The following is a 20902-nucleotide window of genomic DNA, read 5'->3' on the forward strand; positions in this document are numbered from 1 at the left end:
CCAGATACCGGTCGCGACGGCACGCGGATTCCGTGGCGGCGGCGCCAACGGCTCGCAGTATCACGATGCGGCATCGGAGACGTGAAACCATGAGTGGGCACGAGCAAACGATCCGGATTTTTGAGCATCCGGGCGCGGGAAGGCGCAAGGCCAAAGCCACCCCGAAGGGCCGGGTGATTGACCCGCAAGCGGCCCACGAGATTGAGACACTGCTGGGCAGCCGGCCGCGGCGACGCGACCTGCTAATCGAATATCTGCACCTGATCCAGGATACCTGCAAACAGATTTCGGCGGTACACCTGGCGGCGCTCGCCGACGAGATGAAGCTCGCATTCTCCGAGGTGTTCGAGACGGCGACCTTTTACGCGCACTTCGATGTGGTCAAGGAAGGTGATCCGGCGATTCCGCCGCTCACCATCCGCGTGTGCGACTCGCTCACCTGCGCGATGCTGGGTGCTGAAAGGTTGCTCGCGCAACTACAGGAAACGGCTGGCCCCGGCGTGCGCGTCGTGCGCGCACCGTGTGTCGGCCGCTGCGACACGGCGCCGGTGGCAGAAGTCGGCCACAACTTCGTCGATCACGCGAATGTACAGAACGTGCTCGAGACCGTGCGGCGTGACGACACCCATGCTCACGTGCCGCAATATGTCGAATACGAGGAATACGTGGCGCGCGGCGGCTACCAGCTTCTGCAGCGTTTGCGCTCGGGCGCGCTGGCGACTGAAGACCTGCTGAAGGCGCTGGACGATGCGAGCTTGCGCGGTCTGGGCGGGGCAGGATTTCCGACCGGCCGCAAATGGCGCTCTGTGTTGAGTGTGCCGGGACCGCGTCTCATGGCGATCAACGGTGACGAGGGCGAGCCGGGGACATTCAAGGATCGTTACTACCTCGAACGCGATCCGCACCGCTTCCTTGAAGGCACGCTGATCGGCGCGCACGTTGTCGAAGCGCCGGACGTCTACATCTACATCCGCGATGAGTATCCGGCGGTGCGCGAAATCCTCGCACGCGAGATCGACAAGCTTCCGCCGGGCGGTCCTGTGCTGCATCTGCGGCGCGGGGCGGGCGCCTATATCTGCGGTGAAGAGTCCTCGCTTCTGGAGAGCATCGAAGGCAAGCGTGGGTATCCACGCCACAAACCGCCTTATCCGTTTCAGGTGGGTCTGTTCGGTCGCCCCACGCTGATCAACAACGTCGAAACCCTGTTCTGGGTGCGTGACATCGTTGAACAAGGCGCGCACTGGTGGAAGGGGCACGGCCGCAACGATCGGGTTGGCTTGCGCAGTTACTCCGTGTCGGGGCGCGTGAAGCAACCCGGCGTCAAGCTGGCGCCCGCCGGCGTCACCATCCGCGAGCTGATCGACGAGTTCTGCGGCGGAATGGCGGACGGCCACACTTTACGCGCCTATCTGCCCGGCGGCGCATCGGGCGGCATCCTGCCGGCCGCGATGGACGACATTCCGCTCGACTTCGGAACGCTCGAAAAATACGGATGTTTCATCGGCTCGGCTGCCGTCGTGATTCTTTCAGATCAGGACGACATCAAGCAGGCGGCGCTCAACCTGATGCGGTTCTTTGAAGACGAGAGTTGCGGCCAGTGCACACCTTGTCGTGTGGGAACGCAAAAGGCCGCGTTGCTCATGTCGCAAGATGATTGGGATCAGGATCTGCTCGGCGAGCTGAGCCAGGCCATGCGGGACGCGTCGATCTGCGGGTTGGGGCAGGCGGCCTCGAATCCGTTGACCAGTGTCATCAGGTACTTCACCGAACTGTTTCCGGCCCGGGAGCGCGCGCAATGAATTCCATCCAGTTTGAACTCGACGGGCAGACGGTTGAAGCGGCGCCCGGTGAAACGATCTGGCAGGTCGCCAAACGGCTTGGCACGGAGATTCCGCACCTGTGTTACTCACCGGAGCCGGATTACCGCGCGGATGGCAACTGCCGGGCCTGCATGGTCGAGATCGAAGGCGAGCGCGTGCTGGCCGCTTCCTGCAAGCGCACACCCGCGGTCGGAATGAAGGTGAAGTCGGCCAGCGCACGCGCGGTATCCGCCCGCAACATGGTGATGGAACTGCTCGTCGCCGATCAGCCGGCGCGCGCCACGTCGCACGATCCGGACTCGAAATTCTGGCAGTGGGCCGATAAAACCGGCGTGAGCGCGAGCCGCTTTCCCGCGGCGAAGCGCTGGGAAGGCGATGCGAGTCACCCCGCGATGCGTGTCAATCTCGATGCGTGCATTCAATGCGGCCTGTGCGTAAGAGGGTGCCGCGAAGTGCAGGCGAACGACGTGATCGGCATGGCGTATCGGGGCCACGAAGCGAAGGTGGTGTTCGACTTCGACGATCCGATGGGCGAATCCACCTGCGTGGCCTGCGGAGAATGCGTACAGGCGTGTCCGACGGGTGCGTTGATGCCTGCCGCCCTGCTCGACGAACATCAGACGCGCATCCACTATCCGGACAAACAGGTCGATTCTCTCTGCCCATTCTGCGGTGTGGGCTGTCAGGTCACGTATCAGGTGAAGGACAACACGATCCTGTACGCGGACGGCAAGGACGGTCCCGCCAACCACAACCGGCTATGCGTCAAAGGCCGTTTTGGATACGACTACATTCACCATCCGCATCGGTTGACGACACCGCTGATTCGCTTGTCGAACGCGCAGAAGGACTGGACCGATCAGGTCGATCCGGCTAACCCGTACACGCATTTCCGCGAAGCGACGTGGGAAGAAGCACTCGACGTGGCGGCACGCGGCCTCGCAACGATCCGCGATACGCAGGGAGTGAAAGCACTGGCTGGCTTTGGTTCGGCGAAAGGCTCCAACGAGGAAGCGTATCTGTTCCAGAAACTGGTGCGCACCGGTTTTGGCTCGAACAACGTCGACCACTGCACGCGGTTATGCCACGCGTCGTCGGTTGCGGCGCTGATGGAAGGGCTGAATTCGGGTGCGGTGTCGGCTCCGTTCGAAGCGGCGCTCGATGCCGAAGTGATTATCGTGATCGGCGCGAATCCGACCGTGAACCATCCGGTCGCCGCGACGTTTCTGAAGAACGCTGCCCGACGCGGGGCCAGGCTGATCGTGATCGACCCGCGGCGACAGACGTTGTCGCGGCACGCGCATAGGCATCTCGCGTTCAAGCCCGGCAGCGATGTCGCGCTGCTCAACGCGATGCTCCATACGATCATCACCGAAGGCCTGACCGACGACCAGTACATCGCGGACCACACCGAAGGCTTCGAGGAACTGAAGGAACGGATACAGGCGTTTTCGCCGGAGAAGATGGAACCGATCTGCGGCGTGCCGGCAGAATCGCTGCGCGAGGTCGCACGCCTTTACGCCACGGCGAAGGCGTCGATCATTTTCTGGGGGATGGGCATCAGCCAGCACGTGCACGGTACCGACAATGCACGCTGCCTGATTGCACTGGCGCTCGTCACCGGGCAGGTCGGACGACCCGGTACCGGGCTGCATCCGCTGCGTGGTCAGAATAACGTGCAGGGCGCATCGGATGCGGGACTGATCCCGATGTTCCTGCCGGACTATCAGTCCGTCGGCCGCACCGACCTGCGTGCGCCGTTCGAACGTGTCTGGCAGCAGGAAGTCGATCCCAAGGCGGGCCTGACTGTCGTGGAGATCATGGGTGCGATTCACGCGGGCACGATCACCGGCATGTACATCGAAGGGGAAAACCCGGCGATGTCCGACCCGGATCTGCAGCATGCACGGCAGGCTCTCGCGAAGCTCCAGTTCCTGGTCGTGCAGGATCTGTTCGTCACCGAGACCGCGTTCCATGCGGACGTGATCCTGCCGGCATCCGCCTTTGCAGAAAAGGTTGGCTCGTTCACCAACACGGATCGTCGCGTTCAGCTCGCACGACAGGTTATCGATCCGCCGGGCGACGCGCGGCAGGACCTCTGGATCATTCAGGAAATCGCCAGGCGCATGGGCCTCGACTGGAACTACCGTGGCCCCGCCGATGTGTTCGCGGAAATGACGCAGGTCATGCCGTCGTTGGCAAACATCACCTGGGAGCGGCTCGAGCGCGAGGGCGCCGTGACCTATCCGGTGGACGGCCCCGCGGTGCCGGGCAATGACATCATTTTCACTGGCGGATTTCCAACAACCAGTGGCCGGGGCAAGATCGTGCCCGCCCACATCCGGCCGCCAGATGAAATCCCGGATGCCGACTACCCGATGGTACTGTCGACCGGCCGCGTGCTGGAGCATTGGCATACGGGTTCGATGACGCGGCGCTCGAATGTGCTCGACGGCATCGAGCCGGAAGCGGTCGCGCTGATGTCGCCGAAGGACATGCGCCGTTTGCAGTTGAAGCCCGGCGAGTTTGCGCGCCTCTTCACCCGGCGCGGAGCGGTCGAGATCAAGGTACGTTCCGACCGTGACGTACCCGAGAATATGATCTTCATGCCTTTTTGCTACGCGGAGGCCGCGGCGAATCTGCTGACCAACCCGGCGCTGGACCCGGCGGGTAAGATCCCCGAGTTCAAGTTCTGTGCGGTACGGGCTGAGCGCGCAGATGTCGCCAGCGTCATGGAGTGATGCGCGTCATCGGACTGGCAGGCTGGAGCGGAGCAGGCAAAACGACGTTGCTTGCAAAGCTGATTCCCGAGCTGAAGAGCAGGGGGCTCAGCGTTTCGACTGTCAAGCACGCGCATCATGCGTTCGATTTCGACAAGCCTGGCAAGGATTCCTACGCGCATCGCGAGGCGGGAGCGAGTGAGGTGCTCGTCGCATCGAGCGCCCGCTGGGCGATCATGCACGAAATGCGCGGAGCGGACGAGCCGGCGCTCGTCGACTTGCTGCCCCGTCTCAGTCCGGTCGATCTTGTCGTGGTCGAAGGATTCAAGAAAGAAGAGCACGTCAAGATCGAGATCTACCGCGTAGCCAATGGCAAACCATGGCTTTGGACTACCGATCGTCATATCGCGGCAGTCGTGAGCGACACCGAAGGAAGCAGGACGCCTTTGCCGCATGCGCATATCGACGATATTCCTGCAGTCGCGGACCTCGCACTGGCCTTTGCGCTACCCCTTGATGAAACATTGAAGCGATTGGCGCCGCGTGGATGAAGATTCGCCGGAGCGCGAAAGGGCAATGGATAACTGCATGACAACGCCGTGCTGTCACGGGCTGGCACTCACGGGAGCGCGCCCCAATTTTTCATGTTGCGTCGCAGCGAATACCCGCCTATAACCATCCATATGGATGGAATATGGATGGAAACATGAAAAAATCAGAGGTTGTCGTCCCGCCGCGTTCGAAAGGCGGCGAATCGGAAAAACTCACGATCAATCTTGGCCCTGTCGACCTTGGACAGATCGATCTGCTGGTTGAAGAGGGCTTTTACTCGAACCGTACCGACCTGATTCGCACGGCAATCCGCAACCAGCTTGCAGCGCACGCGCCGTTCATGCACCAAACCATCACGCGTCGCGCGCTCGTGCTTGGCATGCAGCATTTTTCCAGACAGGACCTCGAAGCGGCGCGCGCCGCGCACGAGCATCTCAACATTCACGTGCTCGGCCTGGCCAGCATCGCCGATGACGTCTCACCGGAACTCGCGCTTGCCACCATCGAAAGTGTCGTGGTGCTGGGCGCTTTCCATGCAACGCCCGCCGTCAAAGCCGCACTCGGAGCCCGAGTCCGCTAGCCGCGCAGGTCCAATCCGATCACCGGACAAACTCATGAAACTGAATGACGGCTTTTTGAATTCGATGCACGAAGCGATCGCCTTATTGCGAACGCGCGGCCCGGTTGAGGCGACCGAAGCGATTCAACGCGCGTTGCGGGGCGATTCGTCGGGCGTAACAGCCGGCGCTGCGGCGCAGGAAGCGGTTACGGTTCCGCGTGTCGGCAAACCTGCGACGGCGAGCGCGACGTCTGTCGCGCGTGAATCAGGCGTCGACGTCGAGGAACGCAGCCATTTCGATACGCTTTCTTACGCCAATGCGGCAGGACGCCGTCAATATCGGCTATATGTGCCCGCGTCGGCGGCCGGTGAGCCGCGTCCGCTGATCGTCATGTTGCACGGCTGCACGCAGGACGCCGACGATTTTGCAGCAGGCACGCGGATGAACGTGCTTGCCGAGCGGCACGGGTGCCTCGTGGCTTATCCGGTGCAGCCGCAGCAGGCCAATCCGTCCCGCTGCTGGAACTGGTTCAAGCCCGGCGACCAGCAGCGCGAGCGCGGCGAGCCGTCACTGATCGCGGGCATCACACGTGAAATCATCACGACGCATGACGTCGATCCGGCGCGCGTGTATATCGCGGGCATGTCGGCGGGCGGCGCAATGGCGGCGATCATGATCGATGAGTATCCCGAACTGTACGCGGCCGCAGGTGTGCATTCGGGTCTGCCCGCGCGTTGCGCGCACGACCTGCCTTCGGCGCTTGCCGCGATGAAAGGCGCTGAGCCTTCCGGCAGGATGTCTCGCAATGTCAGCGCAGGCGCTGCCCGCCGGCCCATGATCGTCTTTCATGGTGACGCGGATCGTACCGTTCACGTGACGAATGCCGCCCGGATTCTGCGGGGATTCGAAACGAAAGCCCATCACGATTGCGAGAAGCGTGGGCAACGCGTGGCATCACGGGCATGTTCCGTCATGCGATTGACCACAGGCGACGATGTGGAAGCGGAATTGTGGACGATACACGGTGCGTCTCACGCATGGGCCGGCGGCGATGCGCGCGGTACTTATACGGATCCCGCGGGTCCCGACGCAAGTGCTGAAATGCTGCGCTTTTTTCTCGACCATCCGCGGTCGACCTGATGGACATACCGATGCCATCGTGACTTCGGCTTTGAGATCTCCGGCAAAGTTCGCGTGGAAGTCCGGCAGGGGAGCCTCACTATTGCGCCGACGTAGTTTGCCCGCGCACGTGGACCAGCGTGTGGCTTGCTCTGGTCCACGGCGAACCTGCGCGGTCTCATCGGTCGCGAGCGGCAATTTCCCGGCGGCGTCCGACGATGATCACTCGCTCAACACCCGTTGAGCGGTGTACTCACGACCTTCAGCAGACACTCACTGCTTTGCCAGTTTCACGATCGTCAATGCGCCGTCGACATTTTCGACCCGCACCTTGACGTTGTCGCCTTCCTTCACCTCTTTCAGCATCGCCGCATCCTTTGCCTTGAAGGCCATCGTCATGGCCGGCATGCCGACGTTGGCGAGCGCGCCGTGCTTGAGCGTGATCGTCCCGCCCGATGCGTCGACGTGCCTGACCACAGCGTCGGTCATCGCGGTATTGCCGGATGCCGGCGTATGGCTCATGGCGTCGTCGCTCATCTTCATGCCGGACATATCGTCAGCGAACGCGGTGCCGCTTGCACCTGTTGCAGCGACCAGAACAGCAGACAGCATCATCGATTTTTTCACGGTGTTTCTCCAGTGTGGGATTGCGGCACAGGTGTGCCGATGGGGGAAGATGGCACTCGCGCGCCAGTGGGGACTGCATGAGATTGGGCGATATCCCGGATGCGCGGCAGACGGCGACGTTGAAGCAGCATCCATGCAGCCGGAATCACGAACATCGACAGCAACGGCGCGGTGATCATCCCGCCGACCATCGGCGCGGCAATGCGCTGCATGACTTCGGAGCCCGCGCCGTGCCCGACCATGATCGGAATCAGACCGGCGAGCACGACCGCGACCGTCATCGCCTTGGGCCGCACGCGCAGCACGGCGCCTTCGCGGATCGCATCGGTCAGCGTCGCTTCGCTGAACGGTTCGCCCGCTTTCAACCTGCGGTTCAATGCTTCCTTCAGGTAGAGCAGCATCACGACGCCGAACTCGGCGGCCACACCGGCCAGCGCGATAAAGCCCACCGACGTCGCCACCGATACCGCGTGACCCAGCATCCAGATCAGCCAGAAGCCGCCGACCAGCGCGAACGGCACGGTGGACATCAGCAGCAGCGCGTCCGCCGCGGAATTGAACGTGAGAAAAAGCAGCACGAAGATCACGACGAGCGTCACCGGTATCACGGTGCGCAACTTCGCGGCCGCGCGCTCCAGGTATTCGAACTGGCCCGACCATGTAATCGAATAGCCGGGCGGCAGCGCCACCTTTTCCGCAACGGCGCGCTGCATCGCCTGCACTGCGGAAGCCAGATCGACATTCCGGATATCGATGTAGACGTATCCGGAAAGCCGTGCGTTCTCGCTGCGGATCATCGGCGGCCCGTCTTCGATCGCGATATGCGCGACGTCGCCGAGCGTGATCTGCGCGCCACGCCCGGTGACGACCGGCAGTTCGCGCAGCTTCTGGATCGAATCGCGCACCTCGCGCGGATAGCGGATATTGATCGGGAAGCGCTCGCGGCCCGCGATCACTTCACCCACGTTCTCTCCGCCGACCGCCGACGACACGACGTTCTGGATATCGGCGACCGCAAGACCGTAGCGAGCCGCGGCCTGCCGGTCGATGTCGACGTCGATATAACGGCCGCCGTTCAGCCGCTCGGCGAGCGCCGATGTGACGCCCGGCACGTCCTTTACCGCCGCTTCGACCTGCGCGGCGACCTTGTCGATCTGCGTCAGGTCGGGGCCGGAAACCTTCACGCCTACCGGCGTCTTGATTCCGGTCGACAGCATGTCGAGACGGTTGCGGATCGGCGGCACCCATACGTTCGACAGCCCGGGCACCTTGACGGTGCGGTCCAGTTCGTCGACCAGCTTGTCCGGCGTCATGCCCGCTCGCCACTGGCTGCGCGGCTTGAACTGGATCGTGGTCTCGAACATTTCGAGCGGCGCCGGGTCGGTGGCCGTGTCGGCGCGGCCCGACTTGCCGAACACGGTCGCCACTTCGGGCACGGTCTTGATGAGCCGGTCGGTCTGTTGCAGCAACTCCGACGCCTTTTCGGCCGAGATGCCCGGCAGCGCGGTCGGCATATACAGCAGATCGCCTTCGTCGAGCGGCGGCATGAACTCGCTGCCGAGATGCGACACCGGCAGCGCCGTCAGCGCGAGCGCTGCCGCCGCCATGCCGATCACCAGCCACGGGCGGCGCAGCGTCCCCTCCAGCAGCGGCTTGTATAGCCGGATCAGAAGCCGGTTGAGGGGATTGGCGTTCTCGTGCGGAATGCGTCCGCGGATCAGGTAGCCCATCAGCACGGGTACGAGCGTCACCGAAAGCCCGGCCGCGGCCGCGATCGTGTAGGTCTTCGTGAACGCGAGCGGCGCGAACAGCTTGCCTTCCTGTCCCTCCAGCGAGAACACCGGAATGAACGACAACGTGATGATCAGCAACGAGAAGAAGAGGGCGGGGCCGACCTCCGCTGCCGACGTCGCGATGAGCTCCCAGCGTTGCGCGGTCGTGATCGGCTGGCCTGGATGATGATGCTCGTACGCCTCCAGATGCTTATGCGCGTTCTCGATCATCACGATCGCCGCATCGATCATCGCGCCGATTGCGATTGCAATGCCGCCGAGCGACATCAGGTTCGCGTTCACGCCCTGGTAGCGCATCACGATAAAGGCGGCCAGCACGCCGAGCGGCAGCGACAGGATGGCGACGAATGCGCTGCGCAGATGGAACAGGAACACCGCGCAGACGAGGCCGACGATGATGAACTCCTCGATGAGTTTGTCCCTGAGGTTGTCGATTGCGCGTTCGATCAGTTGCGAGCGGTCGTACGTTGTGACGATCTCGACGCCCGGCGGCAGTGAACGCTTCAGGTCCGCAAGCTTTGCCTTCACCCCTTCGATGGTGGTCAATGCGTTCTTGCCCGATCGCATCACGATCACCCCGCCTGTCACTTCACCTTGCCCGTTCAGCTCGGCAATGCCGCGACGCGTGTCGGGGCCGATCTGGATACGCGCGACGTCGCCGAGCAGCACCGGTGTGCCGGCGTCGTCGGTGCGCAGCACGACGTTGCGGAAGTCGTCGAGCGAATGGAGGTACCCCGAGGTGCGCACCATGTACTCGGACTCGGCCATTTCGATCACGGAACCGCCCGACTCCTGGTTCGCGTTGCCGAGCGCGTCGGCCACCTGCTGCTGCGTGATCCCATACGCGCGCAGCCGGTCGGGATCGAGCACGACCTGGTACTGGCGCACCATGCCGCCGAGGCTCGCGACTTCCGACACATCCGGCACCGCCTTCAGCTCGAACTTGAGGAACCAGTCATTCAGTGCGCGCAACTGTCCGGGATCGTGATGCCCGGTTTGATCGACGAGCGCGTATTCGTAGACCCATCCCACGCCGGTGGCGTCCGGTCCGAGCGAAACGGTCGCGCCGGGCGGCAGACGGCTTTGCACCTGGTTCAGATACTCGAGCACGCGCGAGCGGGCCCAGTACGGGTCGGTCTTGTCATCGAACAGCACATAGACGAACGCATCGCCAAACGACGAATACGCACGGATCGTCTTCGCGCCCGGCACACCGAGCAGCGTGGTGGTGAGCGGATAGGTCACCTGATCCTCGATGACCTGCGGCGCCTTGCCCGGATACGACGCCTTGATGATCACCTGCGTATCCGATAAATCGGGCAGCGCGTCGAGCGGCGTTTCGCGCAGCGACACCACGCCCCACGCGACAACCAGCACCGTGGCCAACAGCACAAGAAAGCGATTCTGGATCGACCAGCGAATGATGCGGGCAATCATTTGGCGCCTCCGGCCGGTTCGACCTTCGTGAGTTGATAACCGTCTCCCGACGGTTTGAAGACGAAGTGCACCGTGTCGCCGACCTTCACGCCGGCAAAGGCGGTCGGCGCGGGTTTGTCGAACGACATCGTCATCGCCGGCCAGCCCAGCGCGGGAACCGGCTGGTGCGAGAACGTGATGTCGTTGGGCGTGACCTGTTCGACCTTGCCGGTTGTTTCGTATGTCTGTGGCGCGGCGGCAGCTGGAACCGCAGTTGGCACTGCAGTTGGAACCGCAGCCGGCGCCGATGCACCGCTCGTCGATGCGTTTTCCAGCCGCGGCAGGATCGATTTCAGACTCGCGTCCGAATCGATCAGGAACTGGCCCGATGCCACGACCGTGTCGCCGTCGTTCAATCCGCCGAGCACCTCGGTCTCGTTGCCGACGTCGCGGCCGATCGTGACCTCGGCCGGTTGCAGACGCCCATCGCCGTTCCTGACGATGACAATCGAACGCTTGCCGGTCGTGATCACGGCTTCGGACGGCACGAGCAGACGCGACACCGCGTGGGCGCCGCTCACCCGCACCCGCATCAGCATGCCGGGCGTGAGCCGTCCATCGGCGTTGTCGATTTCGAGCCGGGCCTGCAAGGTGCGGCTCGTGGTGCTGATGCCGGGCAGAATCTCGCGGATGCGCCCGGTGAAGTGCCGCGTCGGGTCCCCGCTGAATATCGCGTCGACGCCCATGCCGGGTTGCGCATCGAGCGCGAGTGCTTCCGGAATCTCGACGACGAGCCACAGCTTCGACAGCCCCGCGACTTTGGCGAGCGTCTGACCTTGCGTCACCATCGCGCCGTCGCGCACGTTCAGTTCGCTGACGACGCCCGTTTCCGGCGACGTCAGCACGATGTGCGTCTGTGCCGTGCCGGTGCGCTCGAGGCTCGCGATGACGCTGTCGGGAATCGACATCGCCCGCATGCGCGCTCGCGACGCCTGCAGCAAACCGTTGTCCATCCCGCCGCGTTCGAGGGCAAGGTATTCTTCCTGCGCGGCCAGCCAGTCGGGCACGAACAGCGATGCGATCGGCGCGCCCTTCGCAATGCGCTGCATCGGCGCGCTCGCGTACAGACGATCGATATAGCCGGTGACGCGCGATTGCACGACGTCGGCCTGCGATTCATCGAACTGCGTGGTGCCCACCGCGTCGAACCCTTCCGCGGTGTCGCGGCGATGCACGCTCGCGTAGCGAATGCCGAGGTTTTGCTGCAGACCCGCATCGATCCGGATGCCGGCACTGCCGCTGCCTTCGTCGGCATAGACGGGCTGCAACTGCATGTCCATAAAAGGCGATTTGCCCGGCTTGTCGAAATGCTGGTTCGGCACCATCGGGTCGCGCCAGTAGAGCACCTTGCGGCCGGTCTGCGGGCCGGCCTTATCGGGCGGGGCCGAAGTGGATGCAGACGCAACCATCGGCACACGGTTCGTCGCGGCGCCGCGAGAGGTGCCCACGACATAACCTGCCGCCAGTAGCGCCACACCGGCGAAGGCCAATGCGAGCGCCTGTACGATTCGCTTCCTGTTCATGGTTGTCCTCATTGGTCCGCGGCCGCGATCAGGTCGGGCGGCAGAACCTGGTATTCGAGTCCTGCCCAGAGAAGCGCCACCTGCCGCTCGAGATTGAGCACCTGGAGTTGCGTTTCGAGCTGCATGTGGCGTGCTTCGAATGCGTCCGCAAGCGTGCCGGCGCCAGACCGATAGGCCGCGTTGGCCAGTTGCACTTTCTGTGCGGCAGCGGGCAGGACGGTTTGCCGCAGATTGACCAGTCGTTCGCGGCCGCTTGCAAACCGGGTCGCGAGGCTCTGGATATTCGCCATCACCTGCCGCTCGGTGTCTTCGTAGTTGAGCCGCGCCTGGGTGCCCATTTCCGACTTCTGCTCGACGTCGCGGTCCTCGAGATTTTTCCGGTTGAGCGGCAATGGAATCGATACACCGAAGGACACGTAGTCGGAGAAATTGCCGCCTCGCTTGAAGTAGGTCAGCCCCCACGTCCAGTTGGGGTTCCTGTCGCTACGCGCGACATCGGTCGCCGCATCGGCAACCGAGATGGCCGCATGCGCGGCCACGAGAGCCGGCTGAACCTGCGCGAGCTGTTCGGCGCTCATGCCCGACACCGGCGAATCCAGCGGCGGCGGCTCGTCCGAAACGTCGAGCACATCGCCGGCAGCGGTCCAGCGTGACAGGTCGATCAGCGCGGTCTTCTGGTCCTGCTGCGCGTCGATCAGCGCATCGCGCGCGTTGCCGAGCGTCACGCGCGCCTGCGCGATATCCGACGCAGTACCTTGCGCGCCGCGATACGACGCCTGGCGGGCAGCGAGTTCGTCGTTCAGGTGATCGACCAGCGCCTGGTTGAGCGCGACCGCTTTCTTCGTATAGACGGCGTTCAGCCACGCCATCGCCGTTTGCTGCCGGACCTCGGCCAGCTTTTCCAGGTAGGCGGACCTGTCCTGGTCGACGGTGCGATGGGCAAGGGCGGTGCGCAGACGGCGCTTGGACGGCGACACCCACTCCTGTTCGATGCCGATGCCGCGCATCGTGAAGTCGTCCTGGCCGATCGTAAATGCCTGAGGTCCGTTGATCGGCAGGTCTTCAACGCTGAGCTTTAACGTGGGGTTGGGCAGTTGGGCCGCCTTGACGACGACGGCCGAGTCGCCGCGCACAGCCGCCTGCGACGCCTGAATGGACGACGAGCGGCTCTGTGCGACCTGCAGCGCCTCGTCGAGCGTCATGCCGCTGCGCTGCGCCCACGCGGCGCGGCCGGCAAGCATGAGTGCCGCGAGCGTAACGACACGCAGCGCCCGCCATCGGCTGCCCGATGGAAGTAAGGGGAGGAACATGTGAACCCCGAATGGTCGAGCCGGCCCACGCCCGGTTAGAACAGGCGTAGCAGCTCATGTCCTGGGTCAGGACAGACATCACCGCGCGAGCGCGGTGTACCAGAAGGTCGGAGCGTTACAGGGAGCGCGGGGGACGCCAGCGTCCATCCGGTGCACGGACGGAGAGCGACTGCGAATAGTGGAAGACAACCCGGTTGTGAGGCGCCGCGGGACGGACGACCGTGGCAGACGTGCCGGGATAATAGAGACTGCCGAACTGGCACTGCGCCGTCATCTTGCAGAACCCGGTTTTGGCGTTGCCGTCCGGCGACGGTTTCATCGAATCGCAACCCGCCATGGCCGTAGACGTGCTGCCGTCATCATCGTGCAGCGCGGCGGACTGCCCGGCGGACTGCTGCATCGGACACTCGCCGGCGAGGCCGCTCGCTGCCAGCCCGCTGATGGGCAGCATCGCGCACAGCAACAACACGAAGAGGGTTCGGAAGAATTTCATGGCGGCAGTCGAGTGTCGCGACATTCTAGCGGGTTCGCAAAACTATTGCGCCGATTCACTGCAGGATCACACATGGTGTACGGATACGGCGCATGCTGCGCGAACCCGGTCGACGGTTCGGGTCCGCGCTGGTGCGAACTTTGGACGTTGCCACGGTGGGAATGTCAAGAGTCTTGCGTCGATAGAGCATGGCCAGGCGGCGCCAACTGCTTGTAGTAGAGGCGCGTGGCGCACAGCGGGCCGTCCGGCATCAGCGCGTAGTTTGGAATCAGGCCGCAGGCGATCCACCCGCCGCGCTCGTACAGCCGCTCGGCGGCCGGATTTGCCGTATCGAGCACCAGTAGTGATTTGCCGGCCCGTAGAGCGGCCGCTTCAGCGTGGCGCAGCAGTGCGGCGCCGACACCGCGCCCGCGGGCGCGCCGATGCACCAGCATCTTTGCGAGGTCGCCGCGATGAGGTTGGTTTTCCGGCTGATCCAGCAGAATTTGCACGGTTCCGATACAACCCGCTTCGTCTTTCGCGATCAGCAGAACACGCTTCCCGTCAGCCGCACCGGCTACGACGCCAGTCCAGAATTCCACTGCTGTGCGACGCTCGATGGGAAGCATGAAGCTGACGGACGCGCCACCCTCGACGCAATCGACCAGTACGTCGCACAACTCATCGAGCTCTTTGCGGGTGAGAGACTTGACGGCCTCAATCGTAAACTTCTCCATTTTTCATTTTCGCAATAGCATCCGATCGGGCGCGACGATAACGACCGCATAGCGCGCGGGTTCATCTGTCGCATTGTGGTAAGTGATCGGCACGTTGAGTTGCATGTCGAGGCAATCGCCTTTCCGAAGCGTGTAGATGACGTCTCCCAGAGTGACTTCCATTACCCCGCGTTGCACCCAGATCTGTTGATGCACCGCCGGCTTGCGCTCGCCGGTTTCGTAGGCGACCGTCGCGCCGGGTGGAAACAGCACTTCTACAATTTGTATCGGTGTTGCGAGACCGGGTGGCGAGATGTTCCATCGTTTGTAGCCGGTTTGAGGATCTGTCCACGCGCGGCGATCGACACTTCGGGAAACGGGCGAAACGGCTTGCACCGGATCTTCAAAAAGACTCGCAAGCGGCACACGTAGCGCGGTAGCGATTTTCTCGAGTACCACGGCGGTCGCACTGCATTCTCCACGCTCGATTAGCGAGAGCATTGAACGGCTCACGCCGGACACCTTCGCCAGATCTTCCAGCGTCATCTCGAGCTCGCCGCGTAGCGACCTGACGACAGTCGCAATGCGCGAATTGATGTCGAGCCGGGTTTCCGTCTGACTCAGTTTGCTTTTTGCCATGGGTGTGTTTGTGCGCTATGCATCGTGCCTGCGTTGCCCGAGTTGAGTGATCGCATGTGATCGATGTACATGATCGTTGCACGTGATCGAAGTGAGGAAGTCCGATTTCGACGTTCCATCATAATGGAGAAAATATCCCGTATACAGGATTTCATGTCAACTGAAAAAGAAGGCGCCAGGAAGTCTCCATTGCGCTCATCCACGTAAGCCGAATGAGTCGCGCTTTGAATGGAGCGGTCAGACCGGGCCGATCAACAAACATCACGCTATCCAGCCTGCTCAGCCTGCTTTTCCGCGAACAGCGCGCGTTGGCTTTGGCGCGAATACACCTCGACGGTTGAGGTGAGAAGTCGCCCTCCAATGGGTTCGAATCGACCAGTAAGCGGACAGCGTTCGTCGTGACACCCGTCTTGCTTCACGCCTGCCGCTGCAAAGGCGCATCGCAGGTTTCTCCGGCGGCAACCGTATGCTCATGATGGGTGAATTCGCACCCGCCACGAGTGCGCGTTGCGCGCGCCAACGCGGCCCGCTGGGTGCCGGCGCACGCCCGATCGCGGGCACGAAACTTGTGTGAAAAGCGCCTCGCTCCGGCCGCTGCCGTTCATCTTGTCCTCACCGACTGACACTATCGAACGCGATTGCAACGAGCACGGATGCTGGCCGGTCGGCGAGAGCGGGCGCTTTTCCGGTAGCCAGGCGCACGCCTTTTTCTTCTGATTCGCTACCTTCGTGATGGAGAGGTCGATGAAAGCAGCTTTAAGCAAACTGACATACGGCGGGAAGCACGCCGCGCCGCTCGGCGTGGATTTAATGCAGCACGCTCAACGCGTCCACGCACGGCGCACGCAACTGAGTCAAATGAAAAAGCAGACCGCGTTTCACAAAACAAACACGATGGCGAAGAGTCTTCCGACCAGAACGAAAATGTTTTCCCTGATCGACAATCGCGTCAAAGGCGGCCAATCGCAGACATTCGCTTTGTTTCCGTCTAACCGGATTGTCACGACGCATCAGGCACATTCCGGCGCGAGTCTGACCAGCACGGAACATGGCCGGGGGTATATGGAAGCGCTGCAGAACGCCGCAGGGCAATCGGTCCATCATGAAGGCGTGCGGCAGCCTCATACGCTGTCGCAGATGCCGTATTTTGGAAGCGCACCTGTCACGGACCCGACTCTGATGCAACAGGTGGCGGCCCATCGTGCGCGGTACAGACTGCAATTGCCCGCGCCCAGCCCGTCCAGCCTGTAGAGCAGCGAGCGGGTCATTCAGACGCGCTCGGAATTTCAATCCCTGAGCGAACGGCAGTGTCGCGCCGCTCGAATGTCGGCTGCGGCCCGGTATCCGGGCTGCTGTCCGCACTCGTCGACCCGACGCTCCGATTGACGCCGTGAGCCACGCAGTCGTTTCCCTTGCGGCAGCAATCGAACGGACGGAACGAATTTGCATTACGCGTCGAGACAGACGGAAAAACCGGCCAACGCTTATCGCGATGGCCCGTGCGCACTCGCGACGGAAATCAGTGGTATGTCGTCGACGACGACTGCAGCTTCGTGAGTTGGCCGCCCAGCAATCGGAACCAGCCTTGCGAACCTTGCATGACGACTTCGTCGCGTTGCCAGAACACGCGCTTGACCGTCATGCGCCTGCCCGAGCGCTGCACAAGCGGTGGATGGCGCCGGAAATCGTACAACACGGGACCGGCATCGGTCTGCACGAGCATGCGGGTGAGCGTGTCGTTTGCATTGCCGGCATCATCGAAATGGATGAGCGTGTTCGCGTCGAAGCGATCGAACGCCTGGTTGTCGAGCATCGCCACGAAATCGCGTTGTTCGCGCTCGAACTGCAGTACGCCTGAGACAGTCGCGATCGGGCCGGACGCGCTGCTTTGCGCATGAACGCACGTCGCGAACGAGAGGAGTGCGAGCGCAGAGACGAACAATCGCTTCGTGCGACCTTTGATATCCGGCAAACGCGCCGATTTCCGCCCGTTCGCGCCAATGTCGCCGCTGCAACGATGTAGTAGATGCCGCCAGCGTTCGACATCAAAGGCTCCGGTCAAAAGTAATCGCCTGGCCGGCGCAGGGGTAGTGGTCATGCGGTCTCCTTCTTGCAGCCGATAAAGAGCAGTTGATGCAGCGTTGCCGAAGCGCGCTGCGGCCGGTGGCGTGGTGAGTGCAGCGGGCGGCCGCAGCGCGGATAGCAGCTGTGAGCCGCCGTGAGCCGCGGACCTGGGAGTTGCCTCGCAACTGGCAACCGGCAACCGGCAACTGGCAACCCGCAACATCGACGCTCAGTCGAAGGGGCGCCGTTATCTCACCGCTTGATCATCCGCGTCAAGGCGGAGATATCGGCCGCGCAGGCCTCGTAGGCCTGCGTCTCGATATCGCGATACAGCCGGATGATTTCCTCGCCGACCGGCGTGAGCGCGCAGCCGCCGCCGCTTTGCCCGCCATGCTCGGCAATCGTTGCAGGCGACTTCAGCGAGCGGTTCAGTTCATCCATCAGCAGCCATGCGCGCCGGTACGACATATTGAGGCTGCGCGCCGCGGCCGAGATCGAACCGTGCTCCCTGACCGCTTCCAGCAACGCGACCTTGCCCGGGCCGAGCGCGATCGCGCCGGCGTGCTGGATGCGCATGCGGAACCTGACCTCAGGTCGTGCGCTTGTCGAAGTCTTCATCGTCGATTATTCGCCGCGGCGCGTGCCGCGTTCTTTTGCCGGTTTGATATCTGCGAAAGGATACACGACGCGCGACACACGCAGCGCACGTTTGCGTCACGCGTGTCGACGCGACACACACGGACGTTTCCTGCCATCACGCGTGCGCTGTCGGCAAAACGATACAGAGCACGTGCATCCCCTTTATTGAGACATAAGCCCGCGCTACATTGCCGGTCACATAACGCACCGCGTGGGCGCCATACCCTGGTCTAAGCGCGGGCCGCCCGAGCCGGGCGACACAGGCCGACAAGCTTTCTCGCCGAACCGCATCGTTGCATCCGCATTGCCGCATTCGGACCGCCGCATTCGCATTGCTGCATCCGCATTGCTGCATGCGAACCGCCGCATTCGCGTCGCTGCATGTGCACCGCCGCATTTGCATTGCCGTTCCGGCAAATGCCGTGCGCGGCATGCGCTATCGAATCGTGCATCGCACAGTGGGTTGCCGCGTGCGTCGACCCACATGCGTGCCGCGCCTTCGCTGCGTTCGCGCTGAAAGCGACCGTCACATTCCAACCCGTTTCGTCCGTCCCGACCGTTTCGTCCGGCCGGCGCGCCTGTTCGCGCCGCGGTTCGTCACGGCTGGCGAGACGGCGATCTTGTCTTGAACCATCGCGCAATTCGACCACCTCCGGCAGGACGCGCAGCTTGATATTGAAGGATCACTAAATGAAAAAAATAACCACCATCACCCAGACGCTCGGCGCGCTGAGCGCCATCGCCGTCGCAGCGGCAAGCAGCGCCGCGCACGCGCAAAGCAGTGTCACGCTGTACGGCATCATCGACGCGGGTATCAGCTACGTGTCGAATTCGGCGACGCCCGGCGGGCACGCGAGCCTTGTCAAATACGCCGATGGCGTCGCATCCGGCAGCCGTTGGGGCGTGCGCGGCGCCGAAGATCTCGGCGGCGGTCTGAAGACGCTCTTTGTGCTCGAAAACGGCTTTAGCAGCGCCGACGGCACGGCCGGGCAGGGCGGCGCGCTGTTCGGGCGGCAGGCATACGTCGGTCTGTCGAAGGACGGCGTCGGCACGCTCGCGTTCGGCCGCCAGTATTCGTTCTCGACCGATTACCTCGGCGCGAACTATACGATCGGCAGCCAGACGGCGGCGGGCAACTATGGCTGGCATATCAACGACCTCGACCAGTTGAGCGCAAGCCGTATCAACAATGCAGTCAAGTTCAGCAGCGCGAATTTCGCGGGCCTCACGTTCGGCGCGATGTACGGCTTCTCGAACCGTGCGGGCGAGTTTGCCGGCGCACCGACCGTCACCGCGGGCGGCGCGGCGCAACAGGGCGCGTCGAGCGCGTACAGCTTCGGTGCGAACTATGCGCAGGGCCCGTTCGGCATCGGCGCCGCGTACACCAACATCCGCTATCCGAACGGGGCCACGCCGCCGTTCAGCGTCAGCATCGCGAACGTGAATACCGGCGGGCTGCGCGACCTCGAAACCTATGGCATCGGCGCGCGCGTCGCGCTCGGCGCCGGGCTCGTATGGGGCAACTGGACGCATACGACGTTCGAGCCGCTCGCGGGGGCATCCTCGCGGCTGAACAACTATGAGATCGGCGGCCGCTACGGCTTTACGCCCGCGTTCACGGCAGGCCTTGGCTACACGTTCTCGGAACTCGACGAGCGCTTCAACGGCAAATGGCATCAGGTGACGGGCGCGCTCGACTACGCGCTGTCCAAGCGCACGGACGTCTATCTGCTCGCGGTCTATCAGATCGCCTCCGGCAGCAATACGGTCGCAGGCGTCAACGTGCCGGTGCAGGCGCAGATCGGCACGACGCCGGGCATGCTCGGCACGTCGGGGGTGGGGGCGAATCATCAGGTCGCGGCGCGCGTTGGCATGCGGCACCGGTTCTAGGCGGAGGGTGTTGATGCGGCGCGTGAGGCGGCGGGTTCCGGCGCGCCGCATAGCGCATCGCAACCCGACGCAGCGCATCGTCGCATCGTAAATTCGCGCTACGGCGCGACCACCCGCGCGACGATGCGCGCAAGGCGCTTCACGTGCCGCGGCGCGGGCAGGATATCCGCGGCGGAAAACAGCAACGGTGCGCCGTCTTCGCTCGAAAGCGGCGCGTCGCCGCGCTCGAACGCGACGAGCACCTGTTCGCCGACCGGCGTGTTGAAGAGCTCATGCCATGAGAAGGTGACCGCGTAGCCGTCATGCGCGACCGCAATGAAAATGGTCCGCTTGAAGTCGCCGGGCCGCTCGTTGCGCAGGCCCGCCAGGTCGATCAGGTCTTTCAGCAGCACGCCGCGGTAGCTGTCCACCTTGCGGATAAAGCGGTTGGTCGTGAAGCAGCGCAAGTCGAACGGGTCCGCGACGATGCTCGCGTGCGCGCGCAATGCGTCGAGCGTCAACGTCAGCGGACGTTGAAAGTCGCCTGTCAGCGAAAGCGTTGCGCCGCACTCGTACGAGTCATGTTCCACGCGCTTCGCACCGTCCGTTGCGTGTGCCGCCGTCGTGCCTGAATGCTCCATTGGCTCCATTGCCGCTCTCCGTTGCCGACCGGGTGTCAAGGTCCGAGGCGCGTGCACGGCGCGTGAGGTTTGCCCGTCCCGCGTGTCCATCCCGCTTGCCCCGTCACGCTTGCCTGTTACCGCCGTCCATCGCATTGGCCAGTCACCACGCCTGCCTGTTCTGCCTGTTGCGTGTTCATCGCGTTGGCCCGTCACCCTGACGTGTTGCGCGTGCTCGTCGCGTGAGTCCGTCACGCCTACCCGCCGCGCTTGCCCATAGGGCTTGCCTACAGCGCTTGCCCGTCGATATATCGGTAGGTATATTACGCTGCGAGTGGCTGGAGCGTCGCGCACAATCGATCGATAACGGTCATATCGTTGCG

General features: G+C 63.3%; 17 protein-coding genes. 7 read left to right on the forward strand and 10 right to left on the reverse strand.

The features are described 5' to 3' along the window. The first annotated feature begins 89 nt into the window (after positions 1–89). The 5 genes from HV675_RS11025 (at position 90) to HV675_RS11045 (ending at position 6792) form a co-directional block, all read left to right on the forward strand. A complete protein-coding gene (locus HV675_RS11025) occupies positions 90–1799 on the forward strand; it encodes an NADH-ubiquinone oxidoreductase-F iron-sulfur binding region domain-containing protein (RefSeq protein WP_175110940.1) in 1710 nt (569 codons plus the stop codon). Continuing rightward, positions 1796–4561 carry a formate dehydrogenase subunit alpha gene (gene fdhF, locus HV675_RS11030; RefSeq protein ID WP_175110941.1) on the forward strand — a complete coding sequence of 922 codons (2766 nt, stop codon included), beginning with the start codon at positions 1796–1798 and terminating at the stop codon, positions 4559–4561. The genes HV675_RS11025 and fdhF overlap by 4 nt, the downstream gene beginning before the upstream one ends. Beyond that, a complete protein-coding gene (gene mobB, locus HV675_RS11035; RefSeq protein WP_175110942.1) occupies positions 4558–5091 on the forward strand; it encodes a molybdopterin-guanine dinucleotide biosynthesis protein B in 534 nt (177 codons plus the stop codon). The genes fdhF and mobB overlap by 4 nt, the downstream gene beginning before the upstream one ends. A 143-nt stretch (positions 5092–5234) precedes the next feature. Continuing rightward, a complete protein-coding gene (locus HV675_RS11040) occupies positions 5235–5672 on the forward strand; it encodes a CopG family transcriptional regulator (protein WP_377700494.1) in 438 nt (145 codons plus the stop codon). A 34-nt stretch (positions 5673–5706) separates the two neighbouring features. After that, complete coding sequence (locus HV675_RS11045; protein ID WP_175110943.1) at positions 5707–6792, forward strand: extracellular catalytic domain type 1 short-chain-length polyhydroxyalkanoate depolymerase; 1086 nt, start codon at positions 5707–5709, stop codon at positions 6790–6792. A 252-nt stretch (positions 6793–7044) separates the two neighbouring features. On the opposite strand, the gene HV675_RS11050 is transcribed toward HV675_RS11045, so the two are convergent. The 7 genes from HV675_RS11050 to HV675_RS11080 all read right to left on the reverse strand — a co-directional run bounded on the left by HV675_RS11050 (position 7045) and on the right by HV675_RS11080 (position 15327). After that, entirely contained in the window at positions 7045–7398 is a 354-nt protein-coding gene (locus tag HV675_RS11050; protein WP_175110944.1) for a copper-binding protein, read from the reverse strand. After that, the gene (locus HV675_RS11055) at positions 7395–10628 is read right to left on the reverse strand and encodes an efflux RND transporter permease subunit (protein ID WP_175110945.1); all 3234 of its coding nucleotides are present in this window, start codon (positions 10626–10628) and stop codon (positions 7395–7397) included. The genes HV675_RS11050 and HV675_RS11055 overlap by 4 nt, the downstream gene beginning before the upstream one ends. Then, a complete protein-coding gene (locus HV675_RS11060) occupies positions 10625–12190 on the reverse strand; it encodes an efflux RND transporter periplasmic adaptor subunit (RefSeq protein ID WP_175110946.1) in 1566 nt (521 codons plus the stop codon). The genes HV675_RS11055 and HV675_RS11060 overlap by 4 nt, the downstream gene beginning before the upstream one ends. Positions 12191–12198: 8 nt before the next feature. Next, positions 12199–13431 carry a TolC family protein gene (locus tag HV675_RS11065; RefSeq protein ID WP_246270182.1) on the reverse strand — a complete coding sequence of 411 codons (1233 nt, stop codon included), beginning with the start codon at positions 13429–13431 and terminating at the stop codon, positions 12199–12201. A 184-nt stretch (positions 13432–13615) separates the two neighbouring features. After that, positions 13616–13993: a hypothetical protein gene (locus tag HV675_RS11070; protein WP_175110948.1), complete on the reverse strand. Its 378-nt coding sequence runs from the start codon at positions 13991–13993 to the stop codon at positions 13616–13618. 164 nt (positions 13994–14157) lie between these two features. Next, positions 14158–14709, reverse strand: coding sequence for a GNAT family N-acetyltransferase (locus HV675_RS11075; RefSeq protein WP_175110949.1), 552 nt, complete (start codon positions 14707–14709; stop codon positions 14158–14160). A gap of 3 nt (positions 14710–14712) precedes the next feature. Continuing rightward, positions 14713–15327, reverse strand: coding sequence for a helix-turn-helix domain-containing protein (locus HV675_RS11080; protein WP_175110950.1), 615 nt, complete (start codon positions 15325–15327; stop codon positions 14713–14715). Positions 15328–16071: 744 nt separating this feature from the next. Here HV675_RS11080 and HV675_RS11085 point away from each other — a divergent pair. Beyond that, the gene (locus HV675_RS11085) at positions 16072–16578 is read left to right on the forward strand and encodes a hypothetical protein (RefSeq protein ID WP_175110951.1); all 507 of its coding nucleotides are present in this window, start codon (positions 16072–16074) and stop codon (positions 16576–16578) included. A gap of 268 nt (positions 16579–16846) precedes the next feature. Here the strand turns inward: HV675_RS11085 and HV675_RS11090 are convergent, their stop codons facing one another. Next, positions 16847–17269, reverse strand: a complete 423-nt coding sequence (locus tag HV675_RS11090) for a hypothetical protein (RefSeq protein ID WP_246270183.1) — start codon at positions 17267–17269, stop codon at positions 16847–16849. 374 nt (positions 17270–17643) lie between these two features. Beyond that, positions 17644–18009: a winged helix-turn-helix domain-containing protein gene (locus tag HV675_RS11095; protein WP_246270184.1), complete on the reverse strand. Its 366-nt coding sequence runs from the start codon at positions 18007–18009 to the stop codon at positions 17644–17646. Positions 18010–18720: 711 nt separating this feature from the next. Here HV675_RS11095 and HV675_RS11100 point away from each other — a divergent pair. Next, the gene (locus HV675_RS11100) at positions 18721–19920 is read left to right on the forward strand and encodes a porin (RefSeq protein ID WP_377700492.1); all 1200 of its coding nucleotides are present in this window, start codon (positions 18721–18723) and stop codon (positions 19918–19920) included. Positions 19921–20018: 98 nt separating this feature from the next. Here HV675_RS11100 and HV675_RS11105 read toward each other — a convergent pair whose 3' ends face one another. Next, complete coding sequence (locus tag HV675_RS11105; protein ID WP_175111006.1) at positions 20019–20540, reverse strand: molybdopterin-dependent oxidoreductase; 522 nt, start codon at positions 20538–20540, stop codon at positions 20019–20021. Positions 20541–20902: the final 362 nt, after the last annotated feature.

Origin of the sequence: Paraburkholderia solisilvae, assembly GCF_902859875.1 — a bacterium.
Classification (GTDB): Bacteria; Pseudomonadota; Gammaproteobacteria; order Burkholderiales; family Burkholderiaceae; genus Paraburkholderia; species Paraburkholderia solisilvae.

Bases quoted from the DNA above. Each gene is read 5' to 3' on its own strand.
- HV675_RS11045 (WP_175110943.1), top strand. From the start codon at position 5,707: ATGAAACTGAATGACGGCTTTTTGAATTCGATGCACGAAGCGATCGCC.
- HV675_RS11055 (WP_175110945.1), bottom strand. From the start codon at position 10,628: ATGATTGCCCGCATCATTCGCTGGTCGATCCAGAATCGCTTTCTTGTG.
- HV675_RS11080 (WP_175110950.1), bottom strand. From the start codon at position 15,327: ATGGCAAAAAGCAAACTGAGTCAGACGGAAACCCGGCTCGACATCAAT.
- HV675_RS11025 (WP_175110940.1), top strand. From the start codon at position 90: ATGAGTGGGCACGAGCAAACGATCCGGATTTTTGAGCATCCGGGCGCG.
- HV675_RS11100 (WP_377700492.1), top strand. From the start codon at position 18,721: ATGAAAAAAATAACCACCATCACCCAGACGCTCGGCGCGCTGAGCGCC.
- HV675_RS11075 (WP_175110949.1), bottom strand. From the start codon at position 14,709: ATGGAGAAGTTTACGATTGAGGCCGTCAAGTCTCTCACCCGCAAAGAG.
- fdhF (WP_175110941.1), top strand. From the start codon at position 1,796: ATGAATTCCATCCAGTTTGAACTCGACGGGCAGACGGTTGAAGCGGCG.
- HV675_RS11060 (WP_175110946.1), bottom strand. From the start codon at position 12,190: ATGAACAGGAAGCGAATCGTACAGGCGCTCGCATTGGCCTTCGCCGGT.
- HV675_RS11070 (WP_175110948.1), bottom strand. From the start codon at position 13,993: ATGAAATTCTTCCGAACCCTCTTCGTGTTGTTGCTGTGCGCGATGCTG.
- HV675_RS11040 (WP_377700494.1), top strand. From the start codon at position 5,235: ATGGATGGAAACATGAAAAAATCAGAGGTTGTCGTCCCGCCGCGTTCG.
- HV675_RS11085 (WP_175110951.1), top strand. From the start codon at position 16,072: ATGAAAGCAGCTTTAAGCAAACTGACATACGGCGGGAAGCACGCCGCG.
- HV675_RS11065 (WP_246270182.1), bottom strand. From the start codon at position 13,431: ATGCTTGCCGGCCGCGCCGCGTGGGCGCAGCGCAGCGGCATGACGCTC.
- HV675_RS11095 (WP_246270184.1), bottom strand. From the start codon at position 18,009: ATGAAGACTTCGACAAGCGCACGACCTGAGGTCAGGTTCCGCATGCGC.
- HV675_RS11105 (WP_175111006.1), bottom strand. From the start codon at position 20,540: ATGGAGCATTCAGGCACGACGGCGGCACACGCAACGGACGGTGCGAAG.